16 protein-coding genes are annotated in these 18,423 nt (G+C 51.7%); 4 read left to right on the top strand and 12 right to left on the bottom strand.

The annotated features are described in order from the left end of the window. Positions 1 to 43 precede the first annotated feature (43 nt). Both I8J30_RS13295 and I8J30_RS13290 read right to left on the bottom strand, forming a co-directional pair. A complete protein-coding gene (locus I8J30_RS13295; protein WP_210655213.1) occupies positions 44 to 670 on the bottom strand; it encodes a PadR family transcriptional regulator in 627 nt (208 codons plus the stop codon). Between the two features lie 158 nt (positions 671 to 828). After that, a complete protein-coding gene (locus tag I8J30_RS13290) occupies positions 829 to 1,674 on the bottom strand; it encodes an amidohydrolase family protein (RefSeq protein ID WP_240547749.1) in 846 nt (281 codons plus the stop codon). Positions 1,675 to 1,792: 118 nt separating this feature from the next. Here I8J30_RS13290 and I8J30_RS13285 point away from each other — a divergent pair, with 118 nt between their 5' ends. After that, positions 1,793 to 2,563: an endonuclease/exonuclease/phosphatase family protein gene (locus I8J30_RS13285; protein ID WP_210655215.1), complete on the top strand. Its 771-nt coding sequence runs from the start codon at positions 1,793 to 1,795 to the stop codon at positions 2,561 to 2,563. Between the two features lie 30 nt (positions 2,564 to 2,593). On the opposite strand, the gene I8J30_RS13280 is transcribed toward I8J30_RS13285, so the two are convergent. From I8J30_RS13280 to I8J30_RS13265, 4 genes are all read right to left on the bottom strand, one after another. Further along, positions 2,594 to 3,502, bottom strand: a complete 909-nt coding sequence (locus I8J30_RS13280) for a fumarylacetoacetate hydrolase family protein (protein ID WP_210655217.1) — start codon at positions 3,500 to 3,502, stop codon at positions 2,594 to 2,596. A gap of 77 nt (positions 3,503 to 3,579) precedes the next feature. Further along, positions 3,580 to 4,353, bottom strand: a complete 774-nt coding sequence (locus tag I8J30_RS13275; protein WP_210655219.1) for an SDR family NAD(P)-dependent oxidoreductase — start codon at positions 4,351 to 4,353, stop codon at positions 3,580 to 3,582. A 13-nt stretch (positions 4,354 to 4,366) separates the two neighbouring features. Continuing rightward, positions 4,367 to 5,134, bottom strand: a complete 768-nt coding sequence (locus I8J30_RS13270; protein ID WP_338044783.1) for an IclR family transcriptional regulator — start codon at positions 5,132 to 5,134, stop codon at positions 4,367 to 4,369. A gap of 547 nt (positions 5,135 to 5,681) precedes the next feature. Further along, entirely contained in the window at positions 5,682 to 6,383 is a 702-nt protein-coding gene (locus I8J30_RS13265) for a copper amine oxidase N-terminal domain-containing protein (protein ID WP_210655223.1), read from the bottom strand. Between the two features lie 201 nt (positions 6,384 to 6,584). Between I8J30_RS13265 and I8J30_RS13260 the strand changes: the two genes are divergently transcribed. After that, positions 6,585 to 7,484 (top strand): AraC family transcriptional regulator, encoded by a 900-nt coding sequence (locus I8J30_RS13260; RefSeq protein WP_210655225.1) that lies wholly within the window; start codon positions 6,585 to 6,587, stop codon positions 7,482 to 7,484. 92 nt (positions 7,485 to 7,576) lie between these two features. Beyond that, positions 7,577 to 8,563, top strand: coding sequence for a phytanoyl-CoA dioxygenase family protein (locus I8J30_RS13255; RefSeq protein WP_210655227.1), 987 nt, complete (start codon positions 7,577 to 7,579; stop codon positions 8,561 to 8,563). 49 nt (positions 8,564 to 8,612) lie between these two features. Here I8J30_RS13255 and I8J30_RS33985 read toward each other — a convergent pair whose 3' ends face one another. Beyond that, entirely contained in the window at positions 8,613 to 9,416 is an 804-nt protein-coding gene (locus tag I8J30_RS33985; protein ID WP_210655229.1) for a VOC family protein, read from the bottom strand. A 232-nt stretch (positions 9,417 to 9,648) separates the two neighbouring features. Here I8J30_RS33985 and fabV point away from each other — a divergent pair, with 232 nt between their 5' ends. Next, positions 9,649 to 10,839 carry an enoyl-ACP reductase FabV gene (gene fabV, locus I8J30_RS13245; RefSeq protein WP_210655230.1) on the top strand — a complete coding sequence of 397 codons (1,191 nt, stop codon included), beginning with the start codon at positions 9,649 to 9,651 and terminating at the stop codon, positions 10,837 to 10,839. Between the two features lie 63 nt (positions 10,840 to 10,902). Here the strand turns inward: fabV and I8J30_RS13240 are convergent, their stop codons facing one another. From I8J30_RS13240 to I8J30_RS13220, 5 genes are all read right to left on the bottom strand, one after another. Then, positions 10,903 to 13,482, bottom strand: a complete 2,580-nt coding sequence (locus tag I8J30_RS13240; RefSeq protein WP_210655231.1) for a discoidin domain-containing protein — start codon at positions 13,480 to 13,482, stop codon at positions 10,903 to 10,905. Between the two features lie 156 nt (positions 13,483 to 13,638). Next, positions 13,639 to 14,754: a Ger(x)C family spore germination protein gene (locus tag I8J30_RS13235; protein WP_210655232.1), complete on the bottom strand. Its 1,116-nt coding sequence runs from the start codon at positions 14,752 to 14,754 to the stop codon at positions 13,639 to 13,641. Next, positions 14,751 to 15,836: a GerAB/ArcD/ProY family transporter gene (locus I8J30_RS13230; protein ID WP_210655233.1), complete on the bottom strand. Its 1,086-nt coding sequence runs from the start codon at positions 15,834 to 15,836 to the stop codon at positions 14,751 to 14,753. The genes I8J30_RS13235 and I8J30_RS13230 overlap by 4 nt, the downstream gene beginning before the upstream one ends. Before the next feature lie 7 nt (positions 15,837 to 15,843). Beyond that, on the bottom strand, positions 15,844 to 17,268 hold the full coding sequence (locus I8J30_RS13225; protein WP_240547750.1) for a spore germination protein: 1,425 nt from the start codon (positions 17,266 to 17,268) through the stop codon (positions 15,844 to 15,846). A 128-nt stretch (positions 17,269 to 17,396) separates the two neighbouring features. Next, a complete protein-coding gene (locus I8J30_RS13220; RefSeq protein WP_210655235.1) occupies positions 17,397 to 18,410 on the bottom strand; it encodes a Gfo/Idh/MocA family protein in 1,014 nt (337 codons plus the stop codon). Positions 18,411 to 18,423 lie beyond the last annotated feature (13 nt).

Below are 18,423 nucleotides of genomic sequence, written 5' to 3'. Positions count from 1 at the left end.
CCTCCATTATGTGCATCTTTGTTCTGTCCAGACGGTTCATCCGTCATGCATCGGAGTCTTCGTCATCCAAAGGTGTCGAATTAATCCACACCCGCTCCCCATCCTCCAGCCTCGTCAAGCCGCCATCCTTAATCTCCTGGATAAACGATCGCAGCCAAGCGAGCTCTGCCTCCAACTGGTTGACGATAAACTCCTGCTCAATAATGAAAATCCGTGCAAGTCCTTGCGAAACCGCATAATCGTTCCCCGCACGTCGCTGCACGATATCTTTCTGCACGAAGTTCATTCGCTGCTCCAGCAGAGCAGCCGTTTCCTTCGGTGAAATATGGCCGATAAACGATAATGCCACAGGTAAATGAGGATATTCTTTCACTGGGGCATAAATCAGCTCTCGGATCCAATCGTGAAACTCCGCAACGCCGGCATCCGTCGGCGCATAAATCGTCCGCTCCGGATGTTTCCCTTCCCGCTGGGTTTCCAGCGGCACGATCCACGCTTGCTTCAGCAGCGAATCCACGACCGAATAAAGCGACCCGTTGTTGAGCTTGATCACATCCGGTATTCCGCGCTGCTTCATCGTGGCGGCGATTTCATACGGATGCATCGGTCGTTCATTAAGCAGCGATAAGACGGCTAGAGCCAGCATGTTACTTACTTTTCGTTTGGCCATCCTTCACAGACTCCCTTAAGAATACGATTCGAACCCGTATAGTCCATTTCGACTATACGAAATAGAATGCTTACTGTCAACCGCCTACAGCACGAGAAAATAAAAAAAACCTCGGGCTTATGAGCTATAGGATTAAGCTCCCCCAAGGTTTACATGTACTATAAAGACAGTTTATAGAAGGCTGCCGCATTGCCGCCGTATAATGCCTCCCGCTCGCTCTCGCTAAGCGTTGCGGGCAGTGCTTCATCAAGCACATCGCATACATCCTTATAGCTTCCGGCGAGCAGACAAACCGGCCAGTCGCTGCCGAACATGATGCGTTCCGTACCGAACACCTGCGCAATATGTCTGACATAGCTCGTAAATTGCTCCGGCTTCCAGTCATCATGTGCCGCTTCCGTAATCATGCCCGACAGCTTGCAGTATACGCCCGGATATTGCGCAGCTATCTCGCTCATTTGAGCCGCCCATGGCTCGACGATTCCCTCACGGATTTGCGGTTTGCCAATATGATCGATTACGGCATGCAGACCGGGCACTTGCTTAAGCAAGGCAAGCGTCGCAGGCAATTGATGCGAAACAATGAGCAGATCGACCGGAAGCTTGATTTCCGCCAAGTAACGAAGCGCCTCCAGCGATTGCGGATTCAGCGCCTCGAATGGATCGCTCATATCTTGAATCATCACGCGGATACCGACGAATTTCGGGTGCCGTCGGAAGCCGTCCAAGACGCTGCGCCAGTTCGGATCCCGGAAATCCAGCCAACCTACGACGCCGGCAATGGATTCCGCAGCATCACTGAGCGATAGCATATAGGCTGTTTCTTCGTGCGTCGCCGCCGCTTGGACGACAATCGTGCGCGTAACCCCGGCAGCCTCAAGCGCCGGCTCCAAATCCGCAGGACCGTAATCGCGAAATAAAATGGGTCCCGCTGCCGGTGTCAGCCAGCCGTAGTCACCGCGGTCTAATTTCCAATAATGCTGGTGGGCATCAATTCTTATCATCGTTATTGGGCTCCTTTAAGAATCAATTAGTGGTTGTGAGGTGAAACGCTTCCATGGTATATTTTGGCTTCACGAGTCCTTATTGCTTTGAATTGATATTGATTGGAGGAACACGAACATGAAGATCATGACGTTTAATCTGCGTGTCCATGTTGAATCAGACGGCAACAACGCGTGGCCCAACCGAATTCAAGAAGCAGCCGAAGCGATTAAGCAAGCGGATGCGGATGTCGTTGGCACGCAGGAAGGCACTGCTGCCATGCTGCAGGATCTACAGGCGCTGCTGCCTGACTATCGCTGGCTTGGCATCAGCCGCACCGGCCAGCTGGAAGGCGAATATTGCGCGATATTCTATCGGCATGCATCGCTTGAGCCCGTAGAAAGCGGGCATTTCGGGCTATCTGAAATTCCGGAGCAGCTGGGCTATTCAAGCTGGGACTCCGCATATCCCCGCATGTGCAGCTGGACTAAGCTCCGTCAACAAGGCGGCGCGGAATGGGTCGTGTTCAATACCCACTTGGACCATATCAGTGCTGAGGCTCGTACGAATGGGGTCAAACTGATCGTAGAGCGAATGAAACAGTCATCAGCCCTTGCAGGTGATATCCCCGCTGTTCTTACGGGAGACTTCAATTGCGGACCTGACAGTGATGTGATTGAAGCCTTAAACGAGCTCGAACTCGTAAATGCCTACACATCGCTTGCCGGAGAACCAATCGGCCTCACCTTCCACGACTATCGCGGGGGAGATGAAGGCGTTCCGATTGATTATATTTTTGTGACGCCTAATGCCCAAGTCCTTAACGTCCATATTGACCGAAACCAGTATAACGGCCGCTATCCTTCGGATCATTATCCGGTCGTTGCAACGGTCGAACGTCGATCCTAAAAAAAGGAGTGCCTAGGCACTCCTTTCTCTTTATTCGGTGTCTGCTACGAAACGGTTCGTCAGCGCGCCCAGCTTCTCGATTTCAATCGTTACTTCGTCGCCGGGCTTCAAGTACACTTGCTGCTCAACCGGAAGTCCAAGCACAACCCCTTCAGGCGTACCCGTCAAAATAACATCGCCAGGCACAAGCGTCATATGCTGCGACACATAGCTGACAATCTCATCGCAGCCGAAAATCATATCCGACGTATTGGAGTTCTGGCGTACTTCACCGTTTACGGTGGACTTGATCCACAGATCATTCGGATTGCCAACTTCATCGGCAGTTACAAGGTAAGGACCGAGCGGGCTGAAATCGTCGCAGGATTTGCCAAGCAGCCATTGCTGAGTACGAAGCTGCAGGTCGCGCGCGGACAGATCGTTTACAGCGCAGTAGCCGAATACGTGAGAGAGCGCGTTTTCTTTTGCCACATACTTGGTTTTCTTGCCGATAACGATAACAAGCTCGGCTTCATAGTCCAGCTTCTCCGTAACTTTCGGAACGGCGATGTCTTTCAAATGTCCGGTCAATGTGTTGTTGAATTTATTGAACAGAATCGGATATGCCGGAATCGGAGCATTCGTTTCTTCTGCATGCTTTCGGTAGTTGAGCCCGATGCAAATGATTTTGTTCGGATGCGTGACGCAAGGTCCCCATTCGATTTCGCTTTCTTGACGAACGTAGGCTTCGCCGCCGGCCACTTGAAGGGACTCGATGTAGTTTCTTAGGGAAGCTGTTGCAGCCTCTCCGCCTTCAATGACAGCCATTACCGTCGATGGTACTTCGGCGCTTGCGCTTCCCGCAGATGCCTGAAGGGCTGCTTCTACGTCTACGACACCGTTCTCTGTCACTACGCCAAGTGCATTGCGACCTTGTTTGGAAATGCTAATAAGTTTCATACGTGAATGGGCCTCCGATCTCATAGTAGAAATGAATGAATAGCATTAGAGCGATAGCTGGGATTAGCTGGTTACAATTAAGCGTTCTTGCCGAATACAACGCCGCCGTCCACGTAGAACGGGGAGCCCATTACGAAGGAAGACTCATCGGATGCCAGGAACAACGCTGCTTTGGCAACATCCTCCGGCAAACCAAGCTCTTCGCTCAGCTGACGTTTCTTCAAGCCTGCAATCGCCTGTTCCGGATCGGCGTAAGAGGTTTTCAAGTAGTTTTCTACGAATGGAGTCATGATTGTACCCGGCAGCAGGGCATTAACACGAATATTGTATGGCGCGTAGTCTACTTGCATGGATTTCGTAAGCGCTAGGACTGCACCTTTAGTTGCAGCATATGAAGCACGGCGAGCCAGTCCGATCTCGGCGATACACGATGACATGTTGATGATCGAACCTGCACGGCGCTCCATCATGTGAGGGATCACATATTTGGAAGGCAGGTAGACGCCGCGAATGTTCACGTTAATGACGCGATCCCAAGCTTCCGGCTCGATCTCATGCAGAAGGCCGACGCCGCTGATGCCTGCGTTGTTGAACAATACGTCGATGACGCCATAGTGAGCGATAATTTGATCCACCATGGCAGATACTTCAGCCGGATTGGTGACATCCGCACGGATAAAGATGGCTTCCCCGCCCGCTTCTTGAATCTCCTTCACCGTAGCCGTTCCGTTCTGCTCAGACAGATCGTTGATGACGAGCTTCGCGCCTTCACGCGCAAACAATAGCGCAGTGCTCTTGCCGATGCCGGAACCCGAGCCTGTAATGAGAATTACTTTATTGTGCAACCGCATTCTCTCATCTCCCTTATAGGTTGTGGTTGGGTAGCGATAATCGCTGTGCAAGCCCCGTCATTTCTTCGATGGCTTGGTTCGATTTAACCTCCCATTGGTGAAGCAGCATGGAGCAGCTTACCGCTGCAGCTTGGTTCGCGTTCGTGCCTGCCATAATAGGAGCCGCCACGCAACGGAAGCCCATGACCGACTCTTGGTCGTCTAGCGCATAACCTTGCTTGCGAATGACATCCAGCTGAGCAAACAGCTCATCGCGATTGTCAATCGTAAGAGGCGTTAGCTTCGGCAGCTCCGGCTGCGGGTACAGTGCAAGCCGTTCTTGCTCGCTCAGTTGCGAGAGCATGGCTTTGCCGAGTGCCGTTGCATGAGCGGGAAGCCGCATCCCCGGCTCGGATTGCAGCCGGACCGGCGAAATCGCTTCCACTTTGCCCATGTACAGCACCTGGTCGTCTATCCGCTTCGCGAGCTGAATGGTCTCCTGCAGCCGATCTCGAACCGAAACCGCCTCGTCCAAGAAATATTGATGCAAATCATACTGCTTCAAATACGAGGAGCCGAACTCGGCAAACGTATGACCAAGCGCATACGTATCGCCTGCCGCCCGCTTCACCCAGCCGAGAATTTCCATCGTGCTCAGCAAGGAGAACATCGAGCTCTTGTTGATTTCAAGCTTCTTCGATAAGTCGATCAGCTTATGCTTGGCTGGTTCCTGTGCGATGACGGCCAGCACTTTATCCGCTTTCTCCAGCGCAGGCACCCAGTACTTGCGTTCCTCAGACACGCCAATCGCCTCATCCATTGTTGATGAGTTGGTTTCGTATATAAAACCAACTTCTTTATAGTAAACCGAACTGATACTTTCACTATAGCTCGCCCAGTATGGAATTTCAATAAGAAAATTGGAGATTTTTGAATGGGTTGATTGAGGTCAGGTCGCGGGAATGGGAGGCAGCCAAAGTGATGCTCTCCAAGCAACACATCTGCAGAAGAGCGCCATTATAATCAACACAGGTCGGTTCCGGTCCATCGGTAAGGAACCAGTTACCTCACATTAAACAAAACAGAGCATTCCAGCTTAAAGAGCGGTAACCCGTACCGCACATTCAGCGATATGCCCCATTTTCGACTAAAGAGCGGTTACCGTTACCTCACTTTCAGACACCGAACTCGCCAAACTAAAGCGGGCTACCTTCTATCTTCCATCACCTTCCAATCACCCGGACTAGGGCAGTCTCACCTATGTTCGCCTTTTCATGCGCAACGCAAAAAAGCGAGAGCGGACAATTCGCTCTCGCTGCCAACTTATCACATAAACGGACTTGGCCGCGTCATTTAAACGGACTCGGCTCCTGATTCAGCTTAACGGTGCTGAGGAGGCGTTCCTGATCGATTTTGTAAAACAGCTGGTTGTTTATCACTTCCGTGATTACGGTGTATGCCTTCGTTACTTGCTTGTACGTGCTGTCATCCCCGGGGTTGATGACATTGTAGCGCACGGCGACTTCATAGATCGGCCGGTTCGCGGCATCCTTGCCAACTGTCCTGCCGTCGATTATCTTATAGCTCGAAATGCTCCGCATCGATGAGCCTACCATCCCCGAGAACGGATGCCACACCCGCACATCATCCTGAATCGCCTGCGCGGAGAGCACGAGTTTGAAATCTTCATCCGCATCATACGAGCTGGAGAAAGCACCTTGAAGCGCGGCCATGTAGCGGTTCACTACATTAATGACGCTGTTGTACTGGATATAGCCGGGAAAGGAATCATCCTTCCATATATCAACCGCACCGCTTCCTCCACCCGTGATGCTGACTTCCTTCTTCGCCGAATTCCAAGCCACTTCCCCGCCTAACTGTTCCGACACAATACGAAGCGGCACATATACGCGATCATCACGCAAATACGCCCCACTATCTTTGACAGCTACCCCATTTATTTTCAGCGACAATTGGCCGGCGGCGTATACAGCCGTTCCGGTTGCAAGCGAACAAACGACGCACAATATAGCAATCCATTTCTTCTTCATCCAGACAACTCCTCGCATCCCTTATAATCGGACCTATCTACTATGGACGCTTATAAGCACCAAACAGTTGCGAGCCCAGCCCCTTCGCAGCAAATCTATTGCACCAAGTGCCGCACCTCAGCAATAATATACCCAAAGGGCACCGTATCCCCTACGCACTACGCACCTAATCGAAACCACCGCAGAAAGGAAGTCCGCCGTATGCTGCCTAATCAGAACGGTTCCCCAATCATCAACAGTATTGGAGATATTATCGTACAAGCAGGCGGTCACCATATTGGACCACGCACAATTATCGACTATGAACTGGTCTATTTTCCCGAAGGATCAGGTACGCTGTATGACATCCAAGGGATCCAGCATCGGCTAAGCGCTCCTTGTTTCGTGTTCACGCAGCCGGATACTGTACATCGGTATTTGTTTGACCGCGACCGCAATGTCCGGCATCTATTCGTCCACTTCGACTACGACCTCCTGCGAGAGAAGGATCCGCGATTCAGCGCGCTTCTCAGCACCATTCATGTCGTTCCGGCCGCACCCGGCAGCTTGATCGGCGCCATTATGAATCAAATCGTAGTGGTCGCCAATCATCAATCCCACCACTGGCGGCGCAGGCTCTCCTCCCTGTTAACGACGGCAATCGAAGAATTGGCAGCTTTCGCCGATAAAACGCCGGAATTCGCAATGAGCAGCTACCCTGTGCAAATCGCCAACAGCATCGCCTACATGGAGGAACATCTGACAGAGCCCATTACGATCGAAAATATTGCTCATCAGTCCGGCTGGTCCCATGCGCATTTTACGCGCATGTTCGTCGAAGCTGTCGGCATGTCGCCCAAACGCATGCTGCTCGAACGCAGGCTGCATCGTGCGGAGGAGTTGATGATGAAAGGTGCGGGTACGGTCAAGCAAATTTCCTACCTGGCCGGATTCGGCGATGAGCACCATTTCTCAAAAATGTACAAACGCATCCGCGGCATTACCGCTACCGAATATATCGAGCGCTGCAAAGGTCCGATTTTTCGCCATACGGCAATTGGCGCCGATCCGGACCGCACTTTCGTCAACCGGCACATTGTTGTTAATCCGGATATCAAATAAACACATCGAAAATCGTTTTCCTTCCATTGAAACCGCTCTCTTAATATTGCACAATAAAAGCATATCATCTCGTTACTGGAGGAATAGAATCGATGGCAACTTACTATACGCCTAAGTCCCGTGAACGGGTTGACCGTTATTTGGTCAGTGTGGAGGAATATGCGCATTATCATCGCAACGGTTACCTCATCGTAAGAGGCTTGGTGTCAAAAGAAGACATCGCCGAACTCTACGAGCTCGCCGAGAAGACGAGAACGAAGAATAAGAAACCCGCTCGCGAGTCCGGCGGCAGCGACCCGTTACACGAAGAATTTCTGGATGCGACACGCGTGCACATGCTATCTCGCATCGAGCCATCCGCTGAACGCGGCATGCTGAACCCTCGCATTCTGGATGTGACCGAGGCGCTCATCGGGCCGGATGTATATGCCGTACAATCCATGATGTTCCTGAATCCACCCGGCCGCGGCGGCCAAGGCTGGCATCAGGACGCTTGTTATATCAAGACGCATCCCGACACGCTCATCGGCGCATGGATCGCGCTCGAAGAAGTCGACGAGGAGAATGGCTGCCTGTGGGTCGCACCCGGCTCTAACCATGAACCGATCTATCCGCCTGCCGAAATCGGCGGCGGCAACGTGCATGCCCTGGATGCCTTCTCGAATTTGAACGGCGTGCAGAATGTAAGCCACCTCGACGATGAAGTGAATACGTTATCGAAGGTGGTAGCCAAGTACCCGCCTCCGATCTCGGTGCCGATGCAGCCTGGCGACGTTTTGTTCTTCCACTCGCATCTGTTCCACCGGTCTTATCCGAATAAGACAACGGACCGCTTCCGTCGCTCTTACGTCTGTCACTATTGCAATGCCCGCTCCTGGATACCGTGGGATCATGACGGCTACGAAGGCGATTCCGGCAACTACCGCCAAATTCTCGCCCGCGGCCGCACGCATCTTCCTTATGCCGAGCCGGCTTTCGGCACTGAAGTGTACCTGTACGAAGGCGATGACACGGACGGCAGCGTAAGCATGATGGGCATGGACAACGGCATGATGATGCCGATTGGCCAGAAGAAATAAACCAAGAACGGCTTCTCCTCGCAGTTCATGTGAAGAGAAGCCGTTCTTTCTATTCCGAACAGACCATAATGACGTTATCATCCGGATCCTTCACCGTGAAGAAAGCCAGACGATCGCCATGCCGTTCAATATCGGTAAACACAGGCACACCTTGTGAGGCCAAATAAGCGCGTGCCCCCTCAATATCATTCGTTACCAACATAAACAACGTCTCATAGGTATCGCCATGCCGATAACGGTTGTTATCAAGTAGAATATCGCTGCCGCTCCTCATCCGCAGGCTATAGATGGAGTCTTCCGGCCCAATCTCTTCTAGGCTGTATGCCAGACCCAGCGCCTCGCTATGAAACCTCACAGCCCGCTTCATATCCGTAACATTCAGAAAAACACTGCCGATCTGATTCATGATCGGACTCTCCGTGCCTGCTTCGCGTTCCACGACCTCCGACTCATAATCCGATTGCGTAACCATAACCGAATTGCGATCCGGATCCTCAAAGCGGAAGAACGAGAGTCCCGGATGCGGCCGATCAATTTCGCTGATGCTGCTTATTCCTCTCTCCTCCAGGAATCGGCGAGCCGCTTCTATATCTTCGGTTTTATACATGAATTTGACATGCGGCATGTCAGTCGGCGTGTTGCTCTTGTTATCATCCAGTATGAGGCCTGTCCCTCCTCGTAAGGCCAACCAATAAACATTGCCTCCGTTTAGACGCTCCTGCAATACGGGAAGCCCCATCACCATGCTGTACCACGCTGCGGATCGGCGGAGGTCCGAGACATGGACAAACACGCTTCCCACAACTTGTTGAATCGGGCTGATAACGTTAACCGTCTGAATCCACTCCCCCACATACGTTCGTTAGGTTACGCTCTTCGTCCCAGCCTGTTCCGCGTCTTGCTCCGGCAACTTAACGTTAGTTCTATTATAGCAAAGGAAAATGTTTCCACTCTACATGAAATCGGCGGAAATCGCTTCAAATGTTGCGGATTTGCTTCAATAAAGGTACTATCAGAACATTGAGTATTGCCTTGCCCCTATTCATTATGCGAGACAACGTATGAGAGGAATTGAACAGACACACATGATTATCAAACCAAGAACACGCGGGTTTATCTGCACGACCGCTCACCCAACGGGCTGTGCCCTTCAAGTGCAGGAACAGATTGATTATGTCAAAGAACGCGCGGCCATCAATGGGCCTCGCAATGTACTCGTCATCGGAGCGTCCGCGGGTTATGGCCTCGCAGCTCGTATCGTAGCGGCATTCGGTGCCGGCGCCAATACCGTCGGCGTCTACCGCCAAAGCGAAAGCAAAGCAAACCGCACGGCATCGGCAGGCTGGTACAATTCCGCTGCATTCGAACAGGCTGCGCAGCAGGCAGGCCTGAAGTCGTTCAGCGTGACAGGCGATGCTTTCACGGATGAGACCAAGCAGAAAGCGGTTGACCTGATCAAGCAGGAACTGGGTCAAGTCGATCTGGTCGTATACAGCGTCGCTTCCGCGCGCAGAACGGATCCGAAGACAGGCGAAACGGCAAACTCCGTGTTGAAGCCAATCGGCACCACTTACACGAACAAAACCGTCAACTTCCACAGCGGCGAAGTGACGTCGATTTCGATCGAGCCTGCGACGGAGCAGGAAATTCAAGATACGGTAACGGTGATGGGCGGCGACGACTGGCAAATGTGGGTGGACGCCTTGCAGCAAGGCGGCGTACTTGCCGAAGGAGCTACTACCATCTCCTACTCCTATATCGGATCGCAGATTACGCAAGCGATCTACCGTGAGGGCAGCATCGGCCAAGCCAAAGATCATTTGGAAGCTACCGCGAAGAAGCTCAGTGAGCAGCTAAGCACAATCGGCGGACGTGCCTTCGTTACCGTCAGCAAAGCGCTTGTAACGCAGTCCAGCTCCGCGATCCCTGTTGTACCGCTCTACATCTCCGCCCTCTATAAAGTGATGAAGGAGAAAGGGCTGCACGAAGGCTGCATCGAGCAAACCTACCGTTTGTTCACCGAACGCCTATATGCGGGCGGCGAGGTTCCGGTAGACGCGGAAGGACGCATTCGCATTGACGATTGGGAGCTTCGCGAAGATGTTCAAGAAGAAGTGGCGAAGATCTGGGATGCCATTACGACGGAAAACATTGAGCAGCTTTCGGATCTCGAAGGCTACCGCAAAGAGTTCTTCCAGCTCTTCGGTTTCGAAACCGAAGGCGTCGATTATGAAGCAGATACCGATCCGAACGTGGATGCACCTAACATCCTTTAATCCAACAATAGAAAGGCCGGACACCTCGCTGCTAGCGATGTGCCCGGCCTTTCCTGCTTTCTTTTACTGATTATAAACCTCAAACTCATAAATAATAGGCGCATAGCTGGTTCCCGACGTGTAATAGATGCGGGCTTTACTGCCCGTTACCGCACTGAACGTAATGACCTTCGGCACACCGCTTGCTCCGATGGATGTTCCCGTGTAAGCCGTCACCCACGAGGAGCCGTTCCAATACTCGATGCGGTATCCCGTCGTTCGGCTGTCATACTCGGTGAGCACTACCTTGTTGAAGGTGGTGTTCGCGCCGAAGTTGACCTCCAGCCACTGACCGCTCCAGCAGCCGCTGCATGCTTGCCAGTTGGTCGCGGTCGTGCCGTCGAAGGCTTTAGGCGCCTGTTGGTTGGCATCCCAAGAGGAGGAGCTGGAATATGTCTTGCCAAGTGCCAGGTTCGGGACATCGTAATAAATTTCAAATTCATAAATAATCGGAGCATTCGCCGTACCTGAAGTGAAATAAATTCTCGCTTTGCTGCCGGTTACTGCACTAAACGTAATCGTCTTCGGCACGAAGCTTGCGCCGATACTCGTACCGGTATAGGCCGTCTGCCACGCGGAGCCGTTCCAATATTCGATCCGGTACCCGGTTGTCCGGCTGTCATACTCGGTGAGCACCACTTTGTTGAATGTGGTGTTGGCACCGAAATTCACTTCCAGCCACTGACCGTTCCAGCAGGTATTGCAGGCCTGCCAGTTCGTCGCCGTTGTGCCATCGAATGCTTTAGGCGCTTGCTGATTCGCATCCCACGAGGAGGAGCTGGAGTAAGTTTTGCCGAGGGCCATATTCGTTAAGTTAGGCGCTGGCGTCGAAGTCTTCTGAACAAGCAGCACCCAGTCGTTCGAATCCGGCTTGGCCGGTATGTTCCACTGTCCGGATGAAGCTTGCGCACTGCTGCTAATCGCGGTGTAGCCGCCGGTTCTCGGATTGAACCAACGGGCATTGTACAAGAACGCATTATCCATCTGCTTTAATGTACCGGTGCTGGTTGTACCGTTAAAGAAGAATACCGAATACACCGAATTTCCGTCGGAGGAAAGCAGCGACCTCGAAGTATCGCTGAATGCGCCCCAGCTCGCATCATCGAATCGAGGAACGAGCTTCCACCACTCCAGCGACGTATAGTAGTTTTTGAAATAAGTCAATTGGTCGCCCGTGACATAGTTCGCCCCATCATACCACCAGGTATATCGCGCCGGAAGCTCGTAGCCGGTGCCGAAATCTTCTGCTGCGCCCGACACGGAATACACATCGTTCCACGTGCCCGAAGCTCCATACCCGTACCCGTATATCCCGTACTGGAATGACTTATACGCGGCACCCAAAGCACCGCGAGAATCCGTCCAGAAGCCATCGTATGCGCTTTCATACATGACCGAAGGTTTGGCCGTCGCAAAGTTCCAGAAGTCCTTCGCCGTACTCATGCCGGTCATATCCCCTTGCCACTGAACCGCCCAGCCATCATGATAAGCCTTGCTCGCCCAAGTGGAATTCGATGCGACCGATGTGCCGGTATTCTCCATATGCGGCATGAGCGGCTGGTTATACGCATCATTGTCGGAAATGCTCTGACCGACGGCATACCATTTGCTCATCGTCGTGGTGTTGTAGTTGTTGTACATGTTGCGGTCGATCTCCTGCGCGATCGTCCAGATCACCGGATAGGAGCCGTATCTAGCAACCCAATATTTCGCAACTCGCGCCATATAGGCATCCGTATACACGCCGCTATAACTAGCCGGATCAAGTGCCCAAGTTACTTGCGCATTGGCATGGACAAGCCCTTGATCGGCAATATACTTGAATTTCCGATCCAAGTTATCAAAGCCGGGCAAGTCAGTGCTCGAGAAGCCGTCACTAAGGTTCGCTACCGCTTCTTCATCCGCTCCGGTATGCGTGCCCCCGCCATGCGGCTGCCAGATCGGCTCGGATTGATAGACCGTGAAGCCTTGGCCTACGCGTTTATCCACCACATATTTGAATTGTGAGGCCACTCCTGCCTTATTCGAGGTCGAGAACCGTTCATGCGGCAAAATCCAATGCGTATCGCCTAAGTAAAAGAACGGTGTGCCGTCATTGTACGTGAGATAACGGCCATTGCTGCTTACCTTCAGGAAACCCTTCTGATAGATCGCCTGGCTTCCGGTATAGGCATCGGCTTGAATCGTTTTCGTGACATTGTGCAATCCGGTATCCGTCGTATCGTTTGCGGCTGTCGTCATCGTCCAAGCACCGGTCACCGTCGGGGCAAATCGAACCTTCCAAACGGCTCCGCCGTTCCAGAAAGCCGGACGGGTAATCGTAACTCCGCCTGGCCCGCTGAAAGTCGCGGTCACATCCACATCTTGAAACGGGTTTGTGTACGTCTTGGAGCTGGTTAATGAAATCTCGACAGTCTGCCATTTCTGCACGGTGTAATCTGCTGCGGATGCTTGCTGCGGAATGACAAGTGCCCCCATCATGATGGCAAAGGCCAGCAGTAACGAGCTGAACCGCCGCTTTCTCAAACCTACGCGCAAACCGGTTAACATATCATACACTTCCTCTCGGATCATATGGTAATGCTTCGGTTTCCAGCCGCTCACTTGCGGTCGCCGCTTCCCTCCTTTCCTGCATGCCGACCAGCCTGCTTTCTTATCTCCATAGCAGGCACTCCCCTCCTATTCTCAGTATAGAAAATCGTCGGCCGCCGGAACATTGCTGCATTTTTCTATTTGTTTGCTTGATTCTGTTTCTTCTCCTTACGCCGACTTCCCGGTATTATTAATCACCACCGTGAAGCTGCATGTTGCCTTTATTGAGGGATAAACCTCAGGCCAGTTCAATTTCTCCCAAGCGGCATAGCTCATATGATTACGAACCGGAATGCCCATTCCAATGCTGTCGACACGGTTTTTCTGCATAAAGGCAATCAGCTTCTGGCCCCGCTCAGTCAGTTTCTTCGCAACCTGCTGCTCGATTCGTTTCTGGTCCCCGGGCTCAGTGAGGGAGAGCTTGCCGGTGTATTCAAGAACCGATCCCTTGATCTTGATGTGAATGTGAACCGAAGGCACTCCGGATGAATCGCGGCCGACCTTCACCCGCCAGCGGCTTATGAGAGAGCTGAACAAGATAATATCTCCCATACTCTGATGGCCATTCAATTGGACTGCGACCTCGCCCTGCTTGAAGGAACCTCTAAGAAAAGCAAAAATGATCCCTTCTTTGGCAGGAATCATCGTGATGTAGCGGTCATCCCGAAACAAGCCCACACCATCGATATTAATATGCTCACCGGAATCTCTGAGAACAGGCATAACAGGATCAATTCCATCATCATACAGATCTCGTGTGAACGAGTAGAGCGACGTTAAGGGGATCGTCCTGCCCATTGCTTCCTTATCCAGAATCCCATCGATGTATTTACCGGTAATGGGATGCTGCTTGTAGTCCTTCTGCAGCATTTGTTTGGCATTCCCGTTCACGACGGATAGTTTGAGCCGCGGAGAAATAGAAGGATCACGCAGTAAGGTGTCCAAATGCTTGATCATTCCGCTTCTCGCAATTGACATGCTGAATAACGCATTGCGGAGTTGACCACTGACCAGCAGCAGATTGGTCTGTTTCGCGAGCTTGGTTCTGGCCTCTTTCCCACTCGCTGCGACCGCGCTCAGCACCTCGCGCTGCGTGCGTGCTTGCGGATCCGCCTTCGGCATGGAAACGGCAATCTCAAGCCTATTGTCATCCACCAAATCATAGCTGCTCGTTTGGGAGAAACCGAGCTTCTCGAGAATCCGCTGATCGCCGCAGCCCGTTAAGGTCATTGCAACAGTCAGTGTAACCAGCAGCAGCATTATTTTTCTCATGTTCAGCTTCATGCGGACGCCACTTTCTCCCGCGTGAGTGCCAACACTATAATGAGCAGCAGCGGCAAGGTAAACGCAATGATGCACTCCACGGCACTGAACACCTTGAACCATGTCTGCACATCGCTTATCGTGTCAGGGACATAGGCGACAATATAGCACAGCAGCACAATGATGCCGGCAAGCACATTTTCTTTCATTTTCGGAAATATTCTGCGGCCCGTCTCCTTTGCCGACCATAAATACATGACGACTGTAAACACAGTTGTGAATAGGAAGAACCCGCAGAATAAACTCTCCAGCCGCTCGACGAATGGGAATTTTATATACGCCATGAGGTCCAGCAGTGGATACAGCATTCGGTTCAATTGTTTCGGGCTTAAGAAGCCGAATGCGACAAAGCAAATATAGGTATAGATTATCGTTGTCAGCAGACTGCCGAGGATGCTTGAGCGGAGAAATTTAGTCTTGGCATCGGTCGAAGGAAAGGTAAGCATCACTAGCTCATAGCCGAGATAAGCCGAATATATGCCGACAAAGTCCGCCAAAGAGCCTGTTCCACCTTTAAGAAAGAACGGCGTTAACCTCGCAAAGCTGAATTCGCCATAGAAGAAAAACACCAGCAGCAGCATCCACACTGAGAACCAGAAGAACATCGTGGCGGCTTTTGAAATATTGTACAGCCCCTTGATCATTAACCAGAATATCAGCACATCCATGACAAGCTTGAACAACATCGGATTAGTCGTAGGAAAGGCCAGCATTTGAAAAATAAGCACGTATTCCTTGCCAACCAAACAACCCAGCATAGCCCACACGCCGACAAGAAACAAATAAAGCGGCATCAACAGCATTCTGGGAATCACATGTTCCAAAATATCGAAGATCGATTTACCCTTGCCGAGCTTATAAACAGCCCCGATCAGCAGCAAATTGATGATGACAATCAGCCCATAGCCGGGCAGTACAATCCACCCATTCGTACCGAAGGTTTTGCTCAGCATCTGCGGAAGCATGAAGATAACGACTCCAAACTGCATCATGTAGACAAGTATGGTCATATGAAATGCAGACAGCTTCTCTGACCCATTCATAGGCAGCTCACCTCTTCATCTTGTTTCTGATCTTATTCTTCGTGCGCGTCTGAGAAGGACGGTAGTACAGTTTGTTGAATGGAGCCCGGAAGAGCACATCACGCCACTCGCTGGGCTGAGAAGGTGCGATCGGAGTCAAGTAAGAAGAACCGAAGCTGGTCATACCGCTCAGGTGAATCATGACAGCAGCCAGGCCCAATGCCAGTCCGAGATTCCCCCAGAATCCGGCCAACAAGATCAGACCGAATCGGATGAGACGTATCGAAGCGCTCATGGTATAGTTCGGGATAACGAATGAAGCAATGGTCGAGGAAGCAACTGCAATAATGAGAATATTACTGGTTAAACCTGCTTGCACACCGGCTTGACCGATAACGATACCGCCGACGATACCGATGGTTTGCCCGATTTTTGTCGGCAATCTGGCGCCGGCTTCTCGGAGCAGCTCGATTGTAAGCTCCATCAGCAACGCCTCGTACACGGGAGGGAAAGGCACCCTGCTGCGGGATTCCGCCAGAGTCAAAATGAGGTTTTGCGGTATCATTTCGTAATGATAGGTTGTGACCGACACATAGAGCGCTGTGAAGATCATCGTGATGAAGAGGGCAATAAACCTTAAAATTCGCGTCGCCGAGCCGAGCATCCAGCGCATGTAATAATCGTCGGAAGAGGAGAAGAATTCCGCGAATGAAGCCGGGATGCTAAACGCAGTCGGACTCCCGTCCATGAAGCCGACCACTCTTCCGGCTACAAGCTTAGAAGCGATGGCATCAGGCCGCTCCGAGGTCAATATTTGCGGAAAAAGCGCATAAGGACTGTCATCGATAAGCTGAATCAGCATGTTCGAATCGAGCACCGCATCTATTTCAATGTCCTGTATTCGTTTCTTCAGTTCGTTCACATACTCCATATTGGCAATGTCTTTGATGTAGAGTACATAGACATCCGACTTCGTAACTTCCCCTACAGAGAGTCGGATTACTTTAAGGTGGGAGCTCTTAATTCGCTTTCTCAGCAAGCCGAGACCGACACCGGCATCCTCTGTGAACGCATCATGGGGGCCGGTAATGGTTGTTTCCTGTTCCGACTGCGAAACGGAGCGTCCCTCGTTGCCGGAAACATCAACTGCATATGCCATATTTTCATAAAAAAAGGCTGCATGTCCGGACAATATATTGATAACGAGCTTCTTGCTATCCGTCACAGGAACAAACTGCGACTGCGTTACGAGCTGCAGCAGCTGCTCTGGATCCGTATTCTCGATCAGGTTCAGCAAATCTCTGTAAAGTTTGTCCCCTGAAATCAGGTTGCCTATAAAGAGTATATCGACACCTAAACTAGGAATCGATCGGTGAATGAGATCACTACAGTCCTGAAACTCATGAAGGGTATGTGCAAGCGTAGGTAGATTATGCTCTTGTGATGAAGTCATACACATGCCTCCGCTGGATGGGATTTCCGTTATTATGTATCGAATGGAAACTCTCTAACCGCATAACAAAAAGAGAGCCGCCACTTTGGCCGACCCTCTCTTCCTTACAGCTTCCAATCCACTACAGCTTATAGTTTAATCTTCTGTCCCAAACGCGCGCTTTCTACGGCGCCAAACACCATCGCAACGCTCTTAATATTATCATGACAGTTCGTTTCGGCCGGACGATTCTCCTCCAGCGCTGCGAACATTTCATCCATACAGCCGAAGTGACCTTCACGCCCGTTCCATTCTTGACTGCCTTCCACCCGCTTCATTTCACGGATAAAGCCCTCCGCTTTCGAACGGTCTACGCTTTCGCCGTACGGCATCGTTGCTCCGTCCCAGCGTGCGCCACCCTCGCTGCCGGTAACCCGCCAGTTTGCTTCCCAGGAAGTGTTCAGACCATCTGCGCACCAGGAACCGTTATACGTAAACACGGAACCATCGCTCATTTCAAATATACAAACCGCAGATGCATTTCCTTTGTACCAGGAGCCCGGAGGGTTATATTCATGGCAATAGACCGATACCGGATCAGCACCGCTTAGGAAGCGGGCTTGGTCAAAGGTGTGAATGGCCATATCCACGATCAGCGGGTTATCCATCAAATCGCGGAAGCCGCCGAAATGCGGCCCGAGGAAGAAATCCGCATGAATCGAGCCAACCGTTCCAATCGCACCCGACTTGATGACATCCAGGAAAGATCGAATTTGTTTGTTATAGCGGCGATTTTGCATAACGGCATAGCTTTTGCCTGTTTCCACGCTCACGGCAACGATCTCTTCCGCGTCTGCGTACGACTCTGCCATCGGCTTCTCGCCTAATACGTTACAACCTGCGCGCATTGCGGTTGTCACGATCTGCTTATGGCTGGCCGGAATGGTCACGTCAAATACCAGATTCGCATCCGTCTCAGCCAGCGCTGATGCAAGATCTGTAAAGGTCGGTACTTGCAAGCCTCGTTTCGCTGCCTGCGCTTTGGCACTCTCTTCATAGATGTCGACTAACCCGACAATCTCAGCATTTTCCCGTTCCATCGCGTAATCGATCCATGTATTGGACATGCCGCCGCAACCTGCTACCACAATGCGATGCTTCATCGTTTATCGAACT

Source organism: Paenibacillus lignilyticus, assembly GCF_017942085.1.
Classification (GTDB): Bacteria; Bacillota; Bacilli; order Paenibacillales; family Paenibacillaceae; genus Paenibacillus_Z; species Paenibacillus_Z lignilyticus.
This window is presented reverse-complemented; position numbering and strand designations above follow the sequence as displayed.

Coding starts and splice junctions, on each gene's coding strand:
- fabV (WP_210655230.1), top strand. CDS start 9,649: ATGATTATCAAACCAAGAACACGCGGGTTTATCTGCACGACCGCTCAC.
- I8J30_RS13260 (WP_210655225.1), top strand. CDS start 6,585: ATGCTGCCTAATCAGAACGGTTCCCCAATCATCAACAGTATTGGAGAT.
- I8J30_RS13285 (WP_210655215.1), top strand. CDS start 1,793: ATGAAGATCATGACGTTTAATCTGCGTGTCCATGTTGAATCAGACGGC.
- I8J30_RS13255 (WP_210655227.1), top strand. CDS start 7,577: ATGGCAACTTACTATACGCCTAAGTCCCGTGAACGGGTTGACCGTTAT.
- I8J30_RS13265 (WP_210655223.1), bottom strand. CDS start 6,383: ATGAAGAAGAAATGGATTGCTATATTGTGCGTCGTTTGTTCGCTTGCA.
- I8J30_RS13220 (WP_210655235.1), bottom strand. CDS start 18,410: ATGAAGCATCGCATTGTGGTAGCAGGTTGCGGCGGCATGTCCAATACA.
- I8J30_RS13275 (WP_210655219.1), bottom strand. CDS start 4,353: ATGCGGTTGCACAATAAAGTAATTCTCATTACAGGCTCGGGTTCCGGC.
- I8J30_RS13280 (WP_210655217.1), bottom strand. CDS start 3,502: ATGAAACTTATTAGCATTTCCAAACAAGGTCGCAATGCACTTGGCGTA.
- I8J30_RS13230 (WP_210655233.1), bottom strand. CDS start 15,836: ATGAATGGGTCAGAGAAGCTGTCTGCATTTCATATGACCATACTTGTC.
- I8J30_RS13225 (WP_240547750.1), bottom strand. CDS start 17,268: ATGACTTCATCACAAGAGCATAATCTACCTACGCTTGCACATACCCTT.
- I8J30_RS13295 (WP_210655213.1), bottom strand. CDS start 670: ATGGCCAAACGAAAAGTAAGTAACATGCTGGCTCTAGCCGTCTTATCG.
- I8J30_RS13235 (WP_210655232.1), bottom strand. CDS start 14,754: ATGAAGCTGAACATGAGAAAAATAATGCTGCTGCTGGTTACACTGACT.
- I8J30_RS13290 (WP_240547749.1), bottom strand. CDS start 1,674: ATGATAAGAATTGATGCCCACCAGCATTATTGGAAATTAGACCGCGGT.